Origin of the sequence: Mycobacterium timonense, assembly GCF_025821985.1 — a bacterium.
Taxonomy (GTDB): domain Bacteria; phylum Actinomycetota; class Actinomycetes; order Mycobacteriales; family Mycobacteriaceae; genus Mycobacterium; species Mycobacterium avium.
Genome location: NZ_JACKSY010000066.1, coordinates 283,088 through 297,681, shown reverse-complemented (window position 1 = coordinate 297,681; position 14,594 = coordinate 283,088). Strand labels below are relative to the sequence as shown.

General features: G+C 70.5%; 14 protein-coding genes. 11 read left to right on the top strand and 3 right to left on the bottom strand.

The features are described from left to right. The first annotated feature begins 149 nt into the window (after positions 1 to 149). From H7I87_RS18040 to eccA2, 10 genes are all read left to right on the top strand, one after another. Entirely contained in the window at positions 150 to 461 is a 312-nt protein-coding gene (locus tag H7I87_RS18040) for a PE domain-containing protein (RefSeq protein ID WP_003876365.1), read from the top strand. Positions 462 to 485: 24 nt separating this feature from the next. After that, positions 486 to 1,676 (top strand): PPE family protein, encoded by a 1,191-nt coding sequence (locus tag H7I87_RS18035; protein ID WP_003876908.1) that lies wholly within the window; start codon positions 486 to 488, stop codon positions 1,674 to 1,676. Between the two features lie 100 nt (positions 1,677 to 1,776). Further along, positions 1,777 to 2,091 carry a WXG100 family type VII secretion target gene (locus H7I87_RS18030; RefSeq protein ID WP_011723369.1) on the top strand — a complete coding sequence of 105 codons (315 nt, stop codon included), beginning with the start codon at positions 1,777 to 1,779 and terminating at the stop codon, positions 2,089 to 2,091. A gap of 46 nt (positions 2,092 to 2,137) precedes the next feature. Continuing rightward, positions 2,138 to 2,425: a WXG100 family type VII secretion target gene (locus H7I87_RS18025; protein WP_003876587.1), complete on the top strand. Its 288-nt coding sequence runs from the start codon at positions 2,138 to 2,140 to the stop codon at positions 2,423 to 2,425. Between the two features lie 104 nt (positions 2,426 to 2,529). Then, positions 2,530 to 3,360 carry an ESX secretion-associated protein EspG gene (locus tag H7I87_RS18020; protein WP_003876588.1) on the top strand — a complete coding sequence of 277 codons (831 nt, stop codon included), beginning with the start codon at positions 2,530 to 2,532 and terminating at the stop codon, positions 3,358 to 3,360. Positions 3,361 to 3,487: 127 nt separating this feature from the next. Beyond that, positions 3,488 to 4,513: a MinD/ParA family ATP-binding protein gene (locus H7I87_RS18015; protein ID WP_003876911.1), complete on the top strand. Its 1,026-nt coding sequence runs from the start codon at positions 3,488 to 3,490 to the stop codon at positions 4,511 to 4,513. Continuing rightward, positions 4,510 to 6,039: a type VII secretion integral membrane protein EccD gene (gene eccD, locus H7I87_RS18010; protein ID WP_019733469.1), complete on the top strand. Its 1,530-nt coding sequence runs from the start codon at positions 4,510 to 4,512 to the stop codon at positions 6,037 to 6,039. Before H7I87_RS18015 ends, eccD begins: the two co-directional genes overlap by 4 nt. Further along, the gene (gene mycP2 / locus H7I87_RS18005) at positions 6,024 to 7,685 is read left to right on the top strand and encodes a type VII secretion system ESX-2 serine protease mycosin MycP2 (RefSeq protein WP_033725025.1); all 1,662 of its coding nucleotides are present in this window, start codon (positions 6,024 to 6,026) and stop codon (positions 7,683 to 7,685) included. The genes eccD and mycP2 overlap by 16 nt, the downstream gene beginning before the upstream one ends. Then, positions 7,682 to 9,268, top strand: a complete 1,587-nt coding sequence (eccE, locus tag H7I87_RS18000; RefSeq protein ID WP_003876914.1) for a type VII secretion protein EccE — start codon at positions 7,682 to 7,684, stop codon at positions 9,266 to 9,268. Before mycP2 ends, eccE begins: the two co-directional genes overlap by 4 nt. A 29-nt stretch (positions 9,269 to 9,297) precedes the next feature. Beyond that, entirely contained in the window at positions 9,298 to 11,136 is a 1,839-nt protein-coding gene (gene eccA2 / locus H7I87_RS17995) for a type VII secretion system ESX-2 AAA family ATPase EccA2 (RefSeq protein WP_044089838.1), read from the top strand. A gap of 13 nt (positions 11,137 to 11,149) precedes the next feature. Here eccA2 and H7I87_RS17990 read toward each other — a convergent pair whose 3' ends face one another. Then, on the bottom strand, positions 11,150 to 11,590 hold the full coding sequence (locus H7I87_RS17990) for a nitroreductase family deazaflavin-dependent oxidoreductase (RefSeq protein WP_011723374.1): 441 nt from the start codon (positions 11,588 to 11,590) through the stop codon (positions 11,150 to 11,152). A gap of 1 nt (position 11,591) precedes the next feature. After that, entirely contained in the window at positions 11,592 to 12,452 is an 861-nt protein-coding gene (locus tag H7I87_RS17985) for an NmrA family NAD(P)-binding protein (RefSeq protein WP_019733406.1), read from the bottom strand. Between the two features lie 112 nt (positions 12,453 to 12,564). On the opposite strand from H7I87_RS17985, the gene sigI reads away from it, so the two are divergent. Further along, entirely contained in the window at positions 12,565 to 13,422 is an 858-nt protein-coding gene (sigI, locus tag H7I87_RS17980; RefSeq protein ID WP_019733407.1) for an RNA polymerase sigma factor SigI, read from the top strand. On the opposite strand, the gene H7I87_RS17975 is transcribed toward sigI, so the two are convergent. Then, positions 13,419 to 14,570, bottom strand: coding sequence for a MinD/ParA family ATP-binding protein (locus tag H7I87_RS17975; RefSeq protein WP_011723377.1), 1,152 nt, complete (start codon positions 14,568 to 14,570; stop codon positions 13,419 to 13,421). The genes sigI and H7I87_RS17975 overlap by 4 nt on opposite strands. Positions 14,571 to 14,594: the final 24 nt, after the last annotated feature.

Below are 14,594 nucleotides of genomic sequence, written 5' to 3'. Positions count from 1 at the left end.
GCGTGTGGAAGCCGGTTGAGAGCAGAGTTGAGCATCGAAATTCCGGGCCGGGTGCCCGGCAGGATCCGTACCGAATACAAGATCAGCGAAAGCGCACTACACTATGGCCCCAAGCACGTCGGTTGGCGTTGAGCATTCGGAGGGAAACCATGGTTGTGTCGGTGCAGTCAGAGATGGTTCTGGCGTCGGCTGGCGCCGAGTCGGCGATCAGCGCCGAGACCGAGGCGGCCGCCTCGGCGGCGTCGCCCGCACTGCTGGGCGTGATGCCGATGGGCGGTGACCCCGACTCGGCCATGTTCGCGGCGGCGCTGAACGCCTGCGGGGCCAGCTACCTGGGGGTCGTCTCGGAGCACGCCGCCCAGCGCGGCCTGTTCGCCGGCGCGCAGGGGATGGCGTCCGGGGTGTACACCACCACCGAGGCGATGCGCTCGCTGGCCATGGGAATCAGCAGCGTCCTCTAAACCTGGTCAAAGGGGGAAGTACGCATGGCCGATCCCGGATGGGCTGCGCGTACGCCCGAGGACAACGACATGCTGCTCAAGGCAGGCGTCGGGGTGGGCACTCACGTGGCCAACCAGACCGCCTGGACGACCTTGGCCGCCACCCACCATGCCTCGGGCGTCGCATCGGCGATCAACACCGCCGCGACCTCGGCGAGCTGGCTGGGCGCCGGGTCGGCGGCCTCGGCGGCCAACGTCACCATGCTCAACGCGTCGCTGCACGGCCTGGCCGGCTGGGTCGACGTCAAGCCGGCGGTGGTGGCCACCGCCATCTCGGCTTACCAGATGGCCTACGGCTCGATGCGCCCGGCGCCCGAATGCATCGCCAACCGGACCGAGACCGCGACCGACTACGGCATCAACCCGCTGGTCCTCGGCGCGCTGACGCCGCGGATCGCGTCGCTGGAACTCGAGTACTACGGCTCCATGTGGCCCAACAACTCGGCCGTCGGCGCCAGCTACGGGGCGGTGCTGACGGCGCTGGCCGAAAGCCTGGCGATCGCGCCGCCGATCGCGTCCATGGGCGCCTCACCGGCCGCGCCGGCCGAGGCGGTCTCGGCGATCGGCGAGTCCGCGGCCAACGTCGCCGCCGGCGACGGCATGCGCGCCGCCTACCAGGGCGTGCAGACCGGCACCCAGGGCGCGGGGCAGGCCGCGTCGAGCGGCCAGGACCTGGGCGGCCAGATGAGCAGCCTGATGCAACCGGTGCAGGAGCTGATGGGAGCGGTGCCGCAGGCGATGCAGGCCCCCATGCAGATGATGCAGGCCCCGATGCAGATGATGCAGCCGCTGCAATCGATGATGGGTATGTTCGCCAACCCCGGCGCCATGGGCATGGGTGGGGCGGCGCCGGGAGTCTCGGCCGTCTCCGCCACCACCGGGCTCTCCGCCGCGGAAGCCGGTGCCGGTGGCGCCGGATCCCTGGGCAGCGCGGGCGTGCCCGCAACCAGTTTCACCCGTCCGGTCAGCGCCTTCGAGCCCGCCACCAGTGGCCGGCCGGTGGGGCTGCGGCCGGCCGGGGCGTTAGGCGCCGAGGCTCTGCGACCGCAGACCACGACGATGAGTGGAGCCCCGATGGGCGGTATGCCCGTCGGGCACGGGGCGGGAGGCCAACGCGGATCCCGTGACAAGGCCGAAGAGCCCGCGACCGTGCGGGTCGTCGACGACCGAGTGTGAGCAGACCCCCTGGTGAAGGGTGAATCGACAGGTACACACAGCCGCCATACACTTCGCTTCATGCCCTTACGGGGGGCGGCCAACCCAGAAGGAGAATTCCGTGACAATCAAGGTGACCCCGCAAATGCTTCGCGATACTTCCAACGCGATTCAGGCGAATATGGAACATGCCATCGGCATCGGTCAGGGTTACGTCGCAAATCAGGAAAATGTGATGAACCCGGCCACCTGGTCCGGTGACGCGGTGGCCGCGTCGCACGCGACGGCCATCGAGGTGCAAAACGATTTGAACAAGGTGCTCACCGGTGGCACCCGGCTGGCCGAGGGCCTCACCAAGGCGGCCGCCCTGATGGAAGGCCACGAGGCGGATTCCTCGCACGCATTCAGCGCCCTATTCGGCGGCCACGGCTCCTGACCCACCAAATCCATTCCCATAACAGGCTTTTGAAAGGAAATTGATCATGTCCGACCCGATCACTTACAACCCGGGCGCGGTGGCCGACTTCGCCACCGACGTCGCCTCCCGCGCCGGCCAGTTGCAGTCCATCTTCGACGACACCTCCAACCGCACGCACGCCCTGCAGGAATTCTTCGCCGGGCACGGCGCGTCGGGCTTTTTCGAGGCGCAGGCCCAGATGCTGTCCGGGCTGCAGGGGCTCATCGACACGATCCGTCAGCACGGGCAGACCACCTCGCACGTGCTGGACAGCGCGATCAGCACGGACCAGCACATCGCCGGCCTGTTCTGAGCCGGCACGACCGGAACGAGGGTGGGGCAGATGCGCCGAGCGTGTGCCCCACCTTTCGTCTTTCTTCCCCGGTTGGGGATCCCGCGCGGTGAGGGCAGGGCGACATGCTGACCACGACGGTCGACGGCCTCTGGGTGTTGCAAGCGGTCACCGGGATCGAACAAACCTGCCCTGAGCTGGGGCTGCGGCCGCTGCTGCCGCGGCTGGACACCCCCGAGCGGGCGCTGCGGCACCCGGCGGCCGCCGAGCTGGTGGCCGCCGGCGCGCTCGACGAGGCCGGCAACGTCGACCCGATGATTCGCGAGTGGCTCACCGTGTTGTTGCGCCGGGACCTGGGCCTGCTGGTGATGATCGCCGTCCCGGGCCGCGAGCCGAGCCGGGCGTCGATCTGCCGCTTCGCCACCTGGTGGGTGGTGTTGGAACGCCACGATCAGCTGGTGCGCCTCTACCCCGCCGGGACGGCCAGCAGCGAGGCCGCCGCCAGCGAGATCGTGGTCGGCCAGATCGAGCGGTTGTGCGGCGTGGCCGAGGCGGCGCCGCTGCGGCCCATCACCCTGGACACCGAGCAGCTGCTGGCCTCGGTGCACGACACCGCCAGCCTGCGGGCGTTCCTGCTCGAGCAGCGCCTCGACGCCGACCAGCTGCAGACGGTGCTCACCGCCGCCGACTCGGCCCGCTCGGCGCACGCCAACATCGTCGCGCTGCAGGCCGGCGTCGGGCCCGACGAGCTGGCCCGCGTCGCCGTCGGCGATTCGTCGGTGTCCATCGTGGACACCCCCGGCGGCCGGGTCTGTATCGAAAGCGTGGTATCCGGGCAGCGCCGCTACCAGATCCTGTCGCCCGGCTCGCGCAGCGACATCGGCGGAGCGGTGCAACGGCTGATCCGACGGCTGCCCGCCGGCGACGAGTGGTACTCGTATCGGCGGGTGGTGTGACGGTGCGGCCCCGTTATCGCGTCAAACTAACTTGGTCAACCAAAGTCCTGGAATAGCAACGCCTGTCGTACTTGAAAGGTTTGTGATCGGGTAAACGCGGTATCGCAAAGCGTGTTAGCATCGCGTCGTGACGAGCCCTTGGAATGACCCGAATATGTCGGACGAAGGAGCGCTCAGACGGGGGGATCCGTCAGGGGGCAGCAACTTCCCGGATTCGGTATCGGACACGATGCGTATTACCGATCTGGCCGCGCCGCGAAAAATTCCACCGGGGTCCGGCTGGCGGAAATTCATTTACACCATCTCATTTCACAAAATAAATCCCGGTGAATCTCCCCGCGAACGGCACTACCGCGACCTGCAAAATCGCATCCGGCGCCATATTCGACGGCAATACGTCATCACCGTCGTCTCCGGCAAGGGCGGCGTGGGGGTCACCACGCTGGTCGCCTGCATCGGCGGTGTGTTCCGGGAATGCCGCCCGCAGAACGTGATTGCCATCGACGCGGTCCCGGGTTTCGGCACGCTGGCCGACCGCATCGACGAGTCCCCGCCGGGCGACTACACCGCCATCATCAACGACACCGACGTGCAGGGCTACGCCGATATTCGAGAACACTTGGGGCAGAACGCAGTTGGGCTGGACGTGCTGGCCGGAAACCGGACCTCGGACCAGCCGCGGCCGTTGGTGCCCGCGATGTTCTCCGGGGTGCTGTCGCGGCTGCGGCGTACTCACACCGTGATGATCGTCGACACCTCGCCCGACCTCGAACACGAAGTGATGAAGCCGGTCCTGGAGAACACCGACACCCTGGTATTCGTCTCCGGCATCACCGCGGACCGCTCGCGTCCGGTGCTGCGGGCGGTGGATTACCTGCGCTCGCAGGGCTACCACGAGCTGGTCTCGCGCAGCACCGTGATCGTCAACCACACCGACCAGATCACCGACAAGGATGCGCTGGCGTACCTGACCGAGCGGTTCACCAAGGTCGGCGCGACGGTCGAGGCGCTGCCGTTCGACCCGCACCTGGCCAAGGGCGGCATCATCGACACCGTCCACGAGCTGAAGAAAAAGACGCGGCTGCGGCTTTTCGAGATCACCGCCGGGCTGGCCGACAAATACATTCCTGATGCCGAGCGGGCGGTGCCGTGACATCGCCGCATAAGGTCGCCTTTCCGGCGCGTTGTGCGGTCAACATTTCTTACGAGAAGCACCTGTGTTCCCAAGTCTTTCCGGCCGGAATTCCGGTGGAGGGATTCTTCGAGGGAATGGTCGAGCTCTTCGACGCCGACCTGAAGCGCAAAGGTTTCGACGGCATTGCTTTGCCGGCCGGCAGCTACGAACTGCACAAGATCAATGGGGTTCGGCTCGATATCAATAAGAGCCTGGACGAGCTTGGCGTCCAGGACGGCGACACCCTGGTGCTGGTGCCGCGGGTGGACGGCGAGTCGTTCGAACCGCAGTACGAGTCGCTGTCCAGCGGGTTGGCCGCCATGGGCAAGTGGCTGGGCCGCGAGGGCGGTGACCGGATGTTCGCTCCGGTGACGCCGCTGACCGCCGCGCACACCGCGGTCGCGGTGATCGCGATGGCGGTGGCGGTGGTGGTGGGGCTGTGCCTGCGGGCGCGGACCTTCACCGACGGCCCGATCCCCGCGGCGGTGGCCGGCGGCATCGGTGCGCTGCTGCTGATCGCGACGCTGGTGGTGCGCAGCGGGTGGCGCGAGCGCCGCGACCTGTTCAGCGGGTTCGCCTGGCTGGCGGTGGTGGCGCTGGCCGTGGCCGGCGCCTGCGCTCCGCCCGGCGTGCTGGGCGCCGCGCACGCGCTTATCGGGGTCGTGGTGGTGATCCTGGGGGCCATCGCGATCGGGGTGACGGCACGTAACCGGTGGCAGACCGCGGTGGTCACCGCGGTGGTGACGGTGTGCGGGGTGCTGGCCGCGGTGGCCGCGGTCCGGATGTTCCGTCCCGCCTCGGTGCAGGTGCTGGCGATCTGTGTGCTGGTGGGATTGCTTGTGCTGGTTCGGATGACGCCGCTGATCGCGCTGTGGGTGGCCCGGGTCCGGCCGCCGCACTTCGGCTCGATCACCGGCCGCGACCTGTTCGCAAGGCGCGAGGGCATGCCGGTCGACACCGTGGCCCCGGTCAGCGAGGACGAATCCGAGGAGCAGGACAACGAATTGACCGACATCACCGCGCGCGGCGCCGCGATCGCCGCCTCGGCGCGGTTGGTCAACGCGGTCCAGGTGGGGCTGTGCGTCGGGGTGTCGATCGTGCTGCCCGCCGCGGTGTGGGGCGTTTTGACGCCCGGACGGCCGTGGGCGTGGCTGGCGCTGGTGGTCGCCGGGCTGGTGGTGGGCATCTTCATCACCCAGGGCCGCGGCTTCGCCGCCAAGTACCAGGCCGTCGCCCTGGTGTGCGGGGCGTCGGCCGCGGTGTGCGCGGGAGTGGTCAAATACGCGCTCGCCGCGCCGCACGATGCGATGACCGGGCTGCTGTGGCCGGTGGTGGCGGTGACCACCTTCGCCGCATTCGGTTTGGCCGCAGCGCTTTTGGTGCCGGCGATGCGGTTCCGGCCGTTCATCCGGTTGACCGTGGAATGGGTGGAAGTGCTCGCGTTCATCGTCCTGCTGCCGGCGGCGGCGGCCCTGGGAGGGCTCTTCACGTGGATTCGCCACTGAGACGGGCGGCGGCGCTGGCCGCCGCCCTGACCCTGGTCGCACTATCAGCCAATGTTCCTGCCGCACAAGCGATTACACCCCCCTCGGTGGATCCGGGCATGGTGCCACCGGACGGGCCGCCGCGGCCCGATCAGCCGATGCGGCGCGCCAACAGCTGTTCGGCGCCGATCACCGTGCGAAACCCGGACGTGGCGCAGTTGGCGCCCGGGTTCAACCTGCTCAACATCGCCAAGGCCTGGCAGTACAGCACCGGCAACGGGGTGCCGGTCGCGGTGATCGACACCGGGGTGTCGCCGAACCCGCGGCTGCCCGTGGTGCCCGGCGGCGACTACATCATGGGCGAGGACGGCCTGTCGGACTGCGACGCCCACGGCACCATCGTCAGTTCCATCATCGGCGCTGCGCCGCAAGGGATCCTGCCGATGCCACGGCCGATGCCGGCCACCCCGGCGTTCCCGCCGCCGGCCGGGCCGCCGCCGGCCGTGGGCGCGCCACCCCCGCCGGTCGAGGTGCCGCCGCCGGTGGCGCCCCCGCCCCCGCCGCCGCCGGTGACCATCACCCAGGTTCTTCCGCCGCCTCCACCTCCGCCGCCCCCGCCGCCGGAGGGCGGCGGCGCCACCGCCGCATCCAACGGGCCGCCTGATCCGCAGACCGAGGACGAACCCGCGGTGCCGCCGCTTCCGCCCGGCGCGCCCGACGGGGTGGTGGGCGTGGCCCCGCACGCGACGATCATCTCGATACGGCAATCCTCGCGGGCCTTCGAACCGGTCAACCCGCCGCCGGGCGACCCCAACTCCGACGAGAAGGTCAAGGCCGGCACGCTGAATTCGGTGGCGCGCGCGGTGGTGCACGCGGCGAACATGGGCGCCAAGGTGATCAACATCTCGGTCACCGCGTGCCTGCCCGCGGCGGCTCCCGCCGATCAGCGCGCGCTGGGTGCGGCGCTGTGGTATGCGGCCACCGTCAAGGACGCGGTGGTCGTGGCGGCCGCCGGCAACGACGGCGAAGCCGGCTGCAACAACAACCCGATGTTCGACCCGCTGGACCCGTCCGACCCGCGGGACTGGCATCAGGTCAAGGTGGTCTCGGCGCCGTCCTGGTTCTCCGACTACGTGCTGTCGGTGGGCGCCGTCGACGCCAGCGGCGCCGCGCTGGACAAGAGCATGTCCGGCCCGTGGGTGGGGGTGGCCGCGCCCGGCACCCACATCATGGGGCTCTCGCCGCAGGGCGGCGGGCCGGTCAACGCCTACCCGCCGTCGCGGCCGGGCGAGAAGAACATGCCGTTCTGGGGAACGAGTTTCTCGGCGGCCTACGTCAGCGGTGTCGCGGCGTTGGTGCGCGCGAAGTTCCCCGAGCTGTCCGCGCATCAGGTGATCAACCGGATCGTGCAGTCCGCGCACAATCCGCCGGCCGGGGTCGACAACAAGGTCGGCTACGGGCTGGTGGATCCGGTCGCCGCGCTGACCTTCAACATCCCCCCGGGTGACCGGATGGCGCCGGGCTCCCAAAGCCGGATCATCACTCCGGCCCCGCCGCCCCCGCCGCCCGATCACCGGGCCCGCAACATCGCCATCGGATTCCTGGGGACCGTCGCGGCCGGGGTGCTGGTGCTCGCGATCGCGGCGCGATTGCGGAGGGCCCGATGAGACCCAACCTCACCGGGTTCAGCCGCGGCAGCAACCGCCGGGTGGTCGGGGTGTGGGTGGTGTTCGTGCTCGCGCTGGCGAGCTGGCTGCTGGGCGGCTACATCGCCGCCGCGGTGGCCGTGCTGGTGGGCGTCGCGCTGGTGTTCGTGCGCTGGTGGGGTCAGCCGGCCTGGTCGTGGGCGGTGTTGTGGCGGCGCGGCCGGCGTCCCATCGACTGGTCGGCCCCGATCACGGTGGCCAACAACCGATCCGGCGGCGGCGTGCGGGTGCAGGACGGCGTCGCGGTGGTCGCGGTCCAACTGCTGGGCCGGGCGCACCGGGCCACCCTGGTGACCGGCTCGGTGACCGTCGAGACCGAAAACGTGCTCGACGTCGTCGAATTGGCGCCGATGCTGCACCAGGCGCTGGGTTTGCAGCTCGATTCGATCAGCGTCGTCACCGTCGGGTCCCGGCACGGCAACGTGGGCGATTACCCGCGGGTGTACGACTCGGAGATCGGCACCCCGCCGTACGCCGGCCGGCGCGAGACCTGGCTGATCATGCGGTTGGCGGTGATCGACAACGCGCAGGCCCTGCGCTGGCGCACAACCGTTGGCGCGGCGGCGATTTCGGTTGCCCAGCGGATCGCCGGGCTGCTGCGCTGCCAGGGGCTGCGGGCGAAGGTGGCCAACGCCACCGACCTGGCCGAGCTGGACCGACGGCTCGGCTGGGATGCGGTGTCCGGCACCGTGCAGCGCTGGAAGGCCATCCGCGGGGAAGCCGGCTGGATGACCACCTACGCCTATCCGCCGCAGGCGATCACCTCACGCAACCTGTCCCAGGCGTGGACGCTGCGCGCCGACGAGGTGATCCAGAACGTGACCGTCTATCCCGACGGGCACTGCAGCGCGACGATCACGGTGCGCACCCCGACCCCCGCCCCCACGCCGCCCAGCGTGATCCTGCGCCGGCTCAACGGCGAGCAGGCCGCCGCGGCGGCCGCCAACATGTGCGGCCCCCGACCACACCTGCGCGGGCTGCGGCGCAGCCGGCTGCCCGCCGAGCTGATCACCGAGATCGGCCCGTCGGGCGTGCTGATCGGCAAGCTGCCCAACGGCGATCGGCTGCTGATGCCGGTCACCGACGCCGGCGAGCTGTCGCGCGTCTTCGTCGCCGCCGACGATCCGATCGCCAAGCGCATCGTGATCCGTACGGCCGGCGCCGGCGAACGGGTCTGCGTGCACACCCGCGACATGTCGCGCTGGGTCAGCGTGCGGATGCCGGAGATCAGCGTCGTCAACAGCTCCCGCCCGGCCCCGCGGACCACCGTCAGCGTGGTGGAGTACGCCCCGCGCCGCGGCGAGGGCGTCGAGGCCGCGATCTCGCCCACCCCGCGGCCGGCGACCGTGATCACCGTCGCCCCCGCCGGCACCACCCTGTCCGAGGCGCAGCGGCACGGCTTCGAGGTGATCATCGAACAAGTCAGCCCCGCGGTGGTGAACGTCAGTGCGGCGGGGAAGAATTGGCTTGTCGAGATGGACATGTTCCGCGCCGAGCACCGCTACGTCAGCCTGGAGCCGGTCAGCATGTCCGTCGGCATGTAGCGACGCCGGTGCTCTGATGGGGGAATGTGATGGGTGATTTGCAAACTGCCCGAAGGCATTTCGACCGCGCCATGGCGATCATGAGCCGCCAGGGGCGGGCGGCCGCGTTGCCGGAGTTCGTCGCCGCCACCGACGCCGACCCGTCGATGGCCGACGCGTGGCTGGGGCGCATCGCGTGCGGCGACAGCGACCTGGCGTCGCTGCGCAAGCTCTACGCCACCAGCGAATGGCTGCACCGCGAGACCACCCGGATCGGGCAGACCCTGGCCGCCGAGATCCAGCTGGGCCCCTACATCGGCATCACCGTCACCGACGCCTCGCAGGTCGGGCTGGCGCTGTCGTCCGCGCTGACCATCGCCGGGGAGTACGCCGAGGCCGACAAGCTGCTGGCCAACCGCGACCTGCTGGACTCGTGGACCAACTACCAGTGGCACCAGCTGGCCCGCACCTTCTTGATGTACCGGACGCAGCGCTGGCCGGATGTGTTGTTGACGGCCGCGGAGGAGTTGCCGCCGCAGGCCATCATCATGTCGGCGGTGACGGCCTCGATCTGCGCGCTGGCCGCGCACGCCGCCGCCCACCTGGGCCAGGGGCGGGTGGCGCTGGACTGGCTGGACCGGGTCGACGTCATCGGGCAGACCCAGGCGTCGTCGCGCTTCGACGCCGATGTGCTGACCGCGTCCATCGGCCCGGCCGACATCCCGCTGCTGGTTGCCGATCTGGCCTACGTGCGCGGGATGGTGCACCGCCAGCTGGGCGAGGAGGACAAGGCCCAGATCTGGCTGTCCAAGGCCACCATCAACGGCGTCCTCACCGAGGCCGCCAAGGAGGCGCTGGCCGACCCGAACTTGCACCTGGTCATCACCGACGAACAAACCATCGACAGCCGCACCGACCGGTGGGACGCCTCGTCGGCCAAGAGCCGCGACGAGCTCGATGACGACGCCGCCGCCGAACGGCGCGCCGAGCTGCTGGCCGAGGGCCGCCGGCTGCTGGCCAAACAGGTGGGGCTGGCCGCGGTCAAACAGGCGGTCGCCGCGCTGGAGGACCAACTCGAAGTGCGGATGATGCGCCTCGAGCACGGCCTGCCGGTGGAGGGCCAGACCAACCACATGCTGCTGGTCGGCCCGCCGGGCACGGGTAAGACGACCACCGCCGAGGCGCTGGGCAAGATCTACGCCGGCATGGGAATCGTGCGCCACCCCGAGATCCGCGAGGTGCGCCGATCGGACTTCTGCGGGCACTTCATCGGCGAGTCGGGCCCCAAGACCAACGAGCTGATCGAAAAGTCGTTAGGCCGAATCATTTTCATGGACGAGTTCTACTCGCTGATCGAGCGCCATCAGGACGGCACGCCCGACATGATCGGCATGGAGGCGGTCAACCAGCTGCTGGTCGCCCTGGAGGCGCACCGCTTCGACTTCTGTTTCATCGGCGCCGGTTACGAAGACCAGGTGGACCAATTCCTCACCGTCAACCCGGGTTTGGCTGGCCGGTTCAACCGCAAGCTGCGGTTCGAGTCCTACTCGCCGGCCGAGATCGTCGAGATCGCGCACCGCTACGCCACCCCGCGCGCCAGCCTGCTCGACGAGGCCGCGCGCGAGACGCTGCTGGACGCGGCGACCACCATCCGCAACTACACCACTCCCGGCGGCCGGCACGGCATCGACGCGATGCAGAACGGCCGGTTCGCCCGCAACGTCGTCGAACGCGCCGAGGGCTTCCGCGACACCCGGGTGGTCGCGCAGAAGCGTGCCGGCCAACCGGTCACGGTGGACGACCTCAAGATCATCACCGCAGCCGACATCGAGGCGGCGGTGCGCAGCGTGTGTTCGGACAACCGCGACATGGCCGCCATCGTCTGGTGAGCGGCGCCCGCCGTCACGCCGGGTCGAAGCGGAAGACGGCGAGTTGCCCTGCCAGCGCCTCGAATTCGTCGGCCGTGCCGTCGCGCACCAGCCCCGACCGTTTCGCGAACCCCACCCCGACCGGGACCTTGGCGGGGAACTCGCGCAGCACCGGCCGGGCTTCGTCGGCGGACAGTTCGACGATGCGGACGCGCCGGGACCGCCGGCCCCGGCGCAGCGTGCCGGTGCCCGCGGCCCGGGCGTTGGCCGCCCAGTCGGCGCCGGGATAGCCGGCCACCACGTACAGGCCGCCCCGGAACTCGAACGGCGTCATCGGCGTGCTGCGCGGCTGACCCGACTTGCGCCCGGGCACGGTGAGCACCATGGCCGGCCCGGTCGGGATGCCCAGCCGCTGCACGGCCATCATCACCTTGTTCATCGGTTTGAGGTAACGCGGGGGACGTAGTGCGGTCATGTCAGACTCCTTCCTTGCGTTCATTGCGGCGGTCGAACAGGTCGCGGTGCGTGGCGACCCAGTGGGCGAACGGAACTGCCGGGCGCCCAAGGATTTTCTCGACGTCGTGGGTGACCAGGGCGGGTTTGTCCAGGGTTTCGGCGAGCATCGCGAGGTAGGCGTCGGCGAAACCGGCGCCCAGGCCCAACCCGACGAACCGCCGCCGCACCGCTGCGGCGGGGATCTCCTGGTACCGCAGCGACCGGCCCAGCACGGTCCCGATCACCTCGACCAACTGGGCGTTGCTCAACGCCTGCGGCCCGGTCAGCGGGATCCGTTGTCCGACAAGGTCATCGGTGAGCAGGGCGTGCGCTGCGACGTCGGCGATGTCGGTCTCGACGATCGGCGCCGAGGACGCCGCCGCATACGGCCCGGCGACCACGTCGCCTTCGCGCAGCTGCGCCGACCACATGCCGGCGAAGTTCGTCGCGAACACGGTGGGCCGCAGGCTCACCCACGCCAGACCGGAGCCGACGGCGAGCTGTTCTACCTCCCTGTTGCGGTCGCCGCGAAATCGGGACGGCTGGCGGGAGAAGTCGTCGTCGGCGTTGATCGCCGACAGCGCAACCAGCTTCGTGACCCCGCCGCGCGCGCACCGGGCCACGACGTCCTCGAGCTGCCCGCCCAGCGCCCGGGAATTCAGGAAGACCGCGGAGGCGCCCGGTAGCGCGTCGGCGGCGGTATCGAAGAGCTCGACCTGTGCCGGGAATCCGGCCGGTCCGGATCGGCGGGTGACCGCCCGGACCGGTGCGCCGGCGGCGAGCAGCGCGGTGACCAGCGGGCGCCCCACGTTGCCGGTGGACCCGGTGACGACGATTGTCATGTGCGTGTTCCTTCCAGGTGTTTCGTCCACTGCTGCAAGGACGGGGCCGAAGGTGGGAAAGTTACACCGGGAGAACGGGTAACTTTTTGCGGCAGCAGATCGTCGAAGAGTCATGAACCGGTCGCAGTCAGCCGACGACCAGGTCGCCGAGGCCTGGCGTCGTCACCGTCCCTACCTGGTCAACCTCGCCTACCAGATGCTGGGCGACATCGGCGACGCGGAAGACGTTGCGCAGGAGGCATTCCTGCGGCTGTCCGCCGCGGGCGACATCGACGACGTGCGGGGCTGGCTGACCGTGGTGGCCAGCCGGCTCTGCCTGGACCAGCTGCGCTCGGCCCGCGCGCGGCACGAACGTCCGGGCGATGTCGGCGAGCAGCCGGCCCCGCCGCGGTTCGACCCGGCCGACCGGATCACCCTCGACGACGAGGTCCGCACCGCGCTGCTGGAGGTGCTGCGCAGGCTCAGCCCGGGGGAGCGGGTCAGCTTCGTGCTGCACGACGTGTTCGGGGTGCCCTTCGAGGCCATCGCGCACACCGTGGGCCGCCCGGTTGGCACCTGCCGCCAGCTGGCCCGGCGCGCCCGGGCGAAATTCGTTGCCGCGCAACCGAAGCTGAACACCGTGGGCGCGGCCGAGCATCAGCGGGTCACCGAGAAGTTCATCACCGCATGCGCCAATGGGGACCTGGCCGGGTTGGCCGCCGTGCTGGATCCGACGGTCTGGGGTGTGGGCACAGTCCTCGCCGACCCGGCCCCGCCGCCGCAGGTCAACCACGGCCCGGATGCGGTGGCCACCAACCTGCTTCGCTACCTGTGGCCGGACGTCACCCTGGTCGGCGGGCCGGCCGGGGCGCCGGTGCTGCTGGCGTTCAGCCGACGCCGGTTGTTCGCCGTCATCGTGCTCAGCATCCGCGACGCGCGGGTGGTCAAGATCGAGGCGATCGCCGACCCGGCGGCCCGCAGCGCCGGCTAGTGTTGCGGCGGGTGCCGGTCGGCGGAACGGTCGGGGCGGCGGGCGAAGTAGCCGGCGATCGTCGCCGTCACCTCGAGGAACTTGCGCCGGGTGGCCGGGGCCATCTCACCGTTCACGTCGATCACGCCGCCGGGGCGCAGATGGGGATCGAACGGCACCTCGATCACCGGGCGGCCGTGGTCGATGAACTCGCGGGCGAGCAGCGCCCGGGTGCGCTTGTCGGCGTGGCCGTCCGAATCGTTGAGCACCACGAGGCTGTGGGCCAGCAGCGTCGTCAGGCCGTGATCGGCCAGCCACTCCAGGGTTCTCGCGGCGGCCGACGCGCCGTCGGCCCACGGGGAGGACACCACGATCAGCGCGTCGAGGTCGCGCAGCACCTCCTGGGTGAGCGGCGCGTCCATGGTCGAGCCGCAGTCGATCACCGAGATGGTGAAGTGCCGGTCCAGCCGCCGCGTGGCCTCCCGGTAGATCGCCGGATCGAGCACCCGGCGCGGACCCGACGCCGGCTCGCCGCCGAGCACGTGCAGGCCCGCGGCGTTGCGGCCCAGCCGGGCCACCACGTCGTCGAACGACCGCAGGTTCTGGTCGGCGGTGAGCTCCCAGAACGAGCCCGTCGACGCCGGATCGATGCGGCTGCCCAGCCGCCCGAACGCGGTGTCGGCGTCGATCGCCACGACGTGGTCCTGCCGGCGCAGCTCGGCGAACAGCGAGCCGACGCTGGCGGCCACCGACGTCTTTCCCACCCCGCCCTTGCCGAGCACGCCGACCTTGTAGTTGCCGTACAGGCGGGCCTGGATGGCCTGCTCGAATTGCGCCTCGCGGCGTTGGGCGGGGGATGGGCCCAGGTCGATCAGGCCGAACGTGGCGAGCCGCAGGGCGCGTCGCCAACCGCGGTCGGGCAGTTGCGGCGCGCCGGAAGGCTGCGGCCGCGGGGTGGGGGGCGCCGCGGGAGCCGGGGCCGCGGCGGGCGGGTGCGGGCGAAACGTGGGCGGTGCCGGCGGCCGGGTCGGGGGCGTTGGGGCCGGCGTCGGGGGCCGCGGCGGCGCGGGGCGCGAGGCGACCGGGGGCGGCGGCGGCGCGGGCGCGGGCCGGGCGCTCGGCCGCTCGGGCTGCAGACGGTCCCGCAGGAATTCGTCGCGCTCGTTCATGGGCTCCTCGGATGCCAGGCCGTC

Excerpts from the sequence above, each read along its gene's own strand:
- H7I87_RS18040 (WP_003876365.1), top strand. The coding sequence starts at position 150 with ATGGTTGTGTCGGTGCAGTCAGAGATGGTTCTGGCGTCGGCTGGCGCC.
- H7I87_RS18035 (WP_003876908.1), top strand. The coding sequence starts at position 486 with ATGGCCGATCCCGGATGGGCTGCGCGTACGCCCGAGGACAACGACATG.
- H7I87_RS18025 (WP_003876587.1), top strand. The coding sequence starts at position 2,138 with ATGTCCGACCCGATCACTTACAACCCGGGCGCGGTGGCCGACTTCGCC.
- H7I87_RS18020 (WP_003876588.1), top strand. The coding sequence starts at position 2,530 with ATGCTGACCACGACGGTCGACGGCCTCTGGGTGTTGCAAGCGGTCACC.
- eccE (WP_003876914.1), top strand. The coding sequence starts at position 7,682 with ATGAGACCCAACCTCACCGGGTTCAGCCGCGGCAGCAACCGCCGGGTG.
- eccA2 (WP_044089838.1), top strand. The coding sequence starts at position 9,298 with ATGGGTGATTTGCAAACTGCCCGAAGGCATTTCGACCGCGCCATGGCG.
- H7I87_RS17990 (WP_011723374.1), bottom strand. The coding sequence starts at position 11,590 with ATGACCGCACTACGTCCCCCGCGTTACCTCAAACCGATGAACAAGGTG.
- H7I87_RS17985 (WP_019733406.1), bottom strand. The coding sequence starts at position 12,452 with ATGACAATCGTCGTCACCGGGTCCACCGGCAACGTGGGGCGCCCGCTG.
- sigI (WP_019733407.1), top strand. The coding sequence starts at position 12,565 with ATGAACCGGTCGCAGTCAGCCGACGACCAGGTCGCCGAGGCCTGGCGT.
- H7I87_RS17975 (WP_011723377.1), bottom strand. The coding sequence starts at position 14,570 with ATGAACGAGCGCGACGAATTCCTGCGGGACCGTCTGCAGCCCGAGCGG.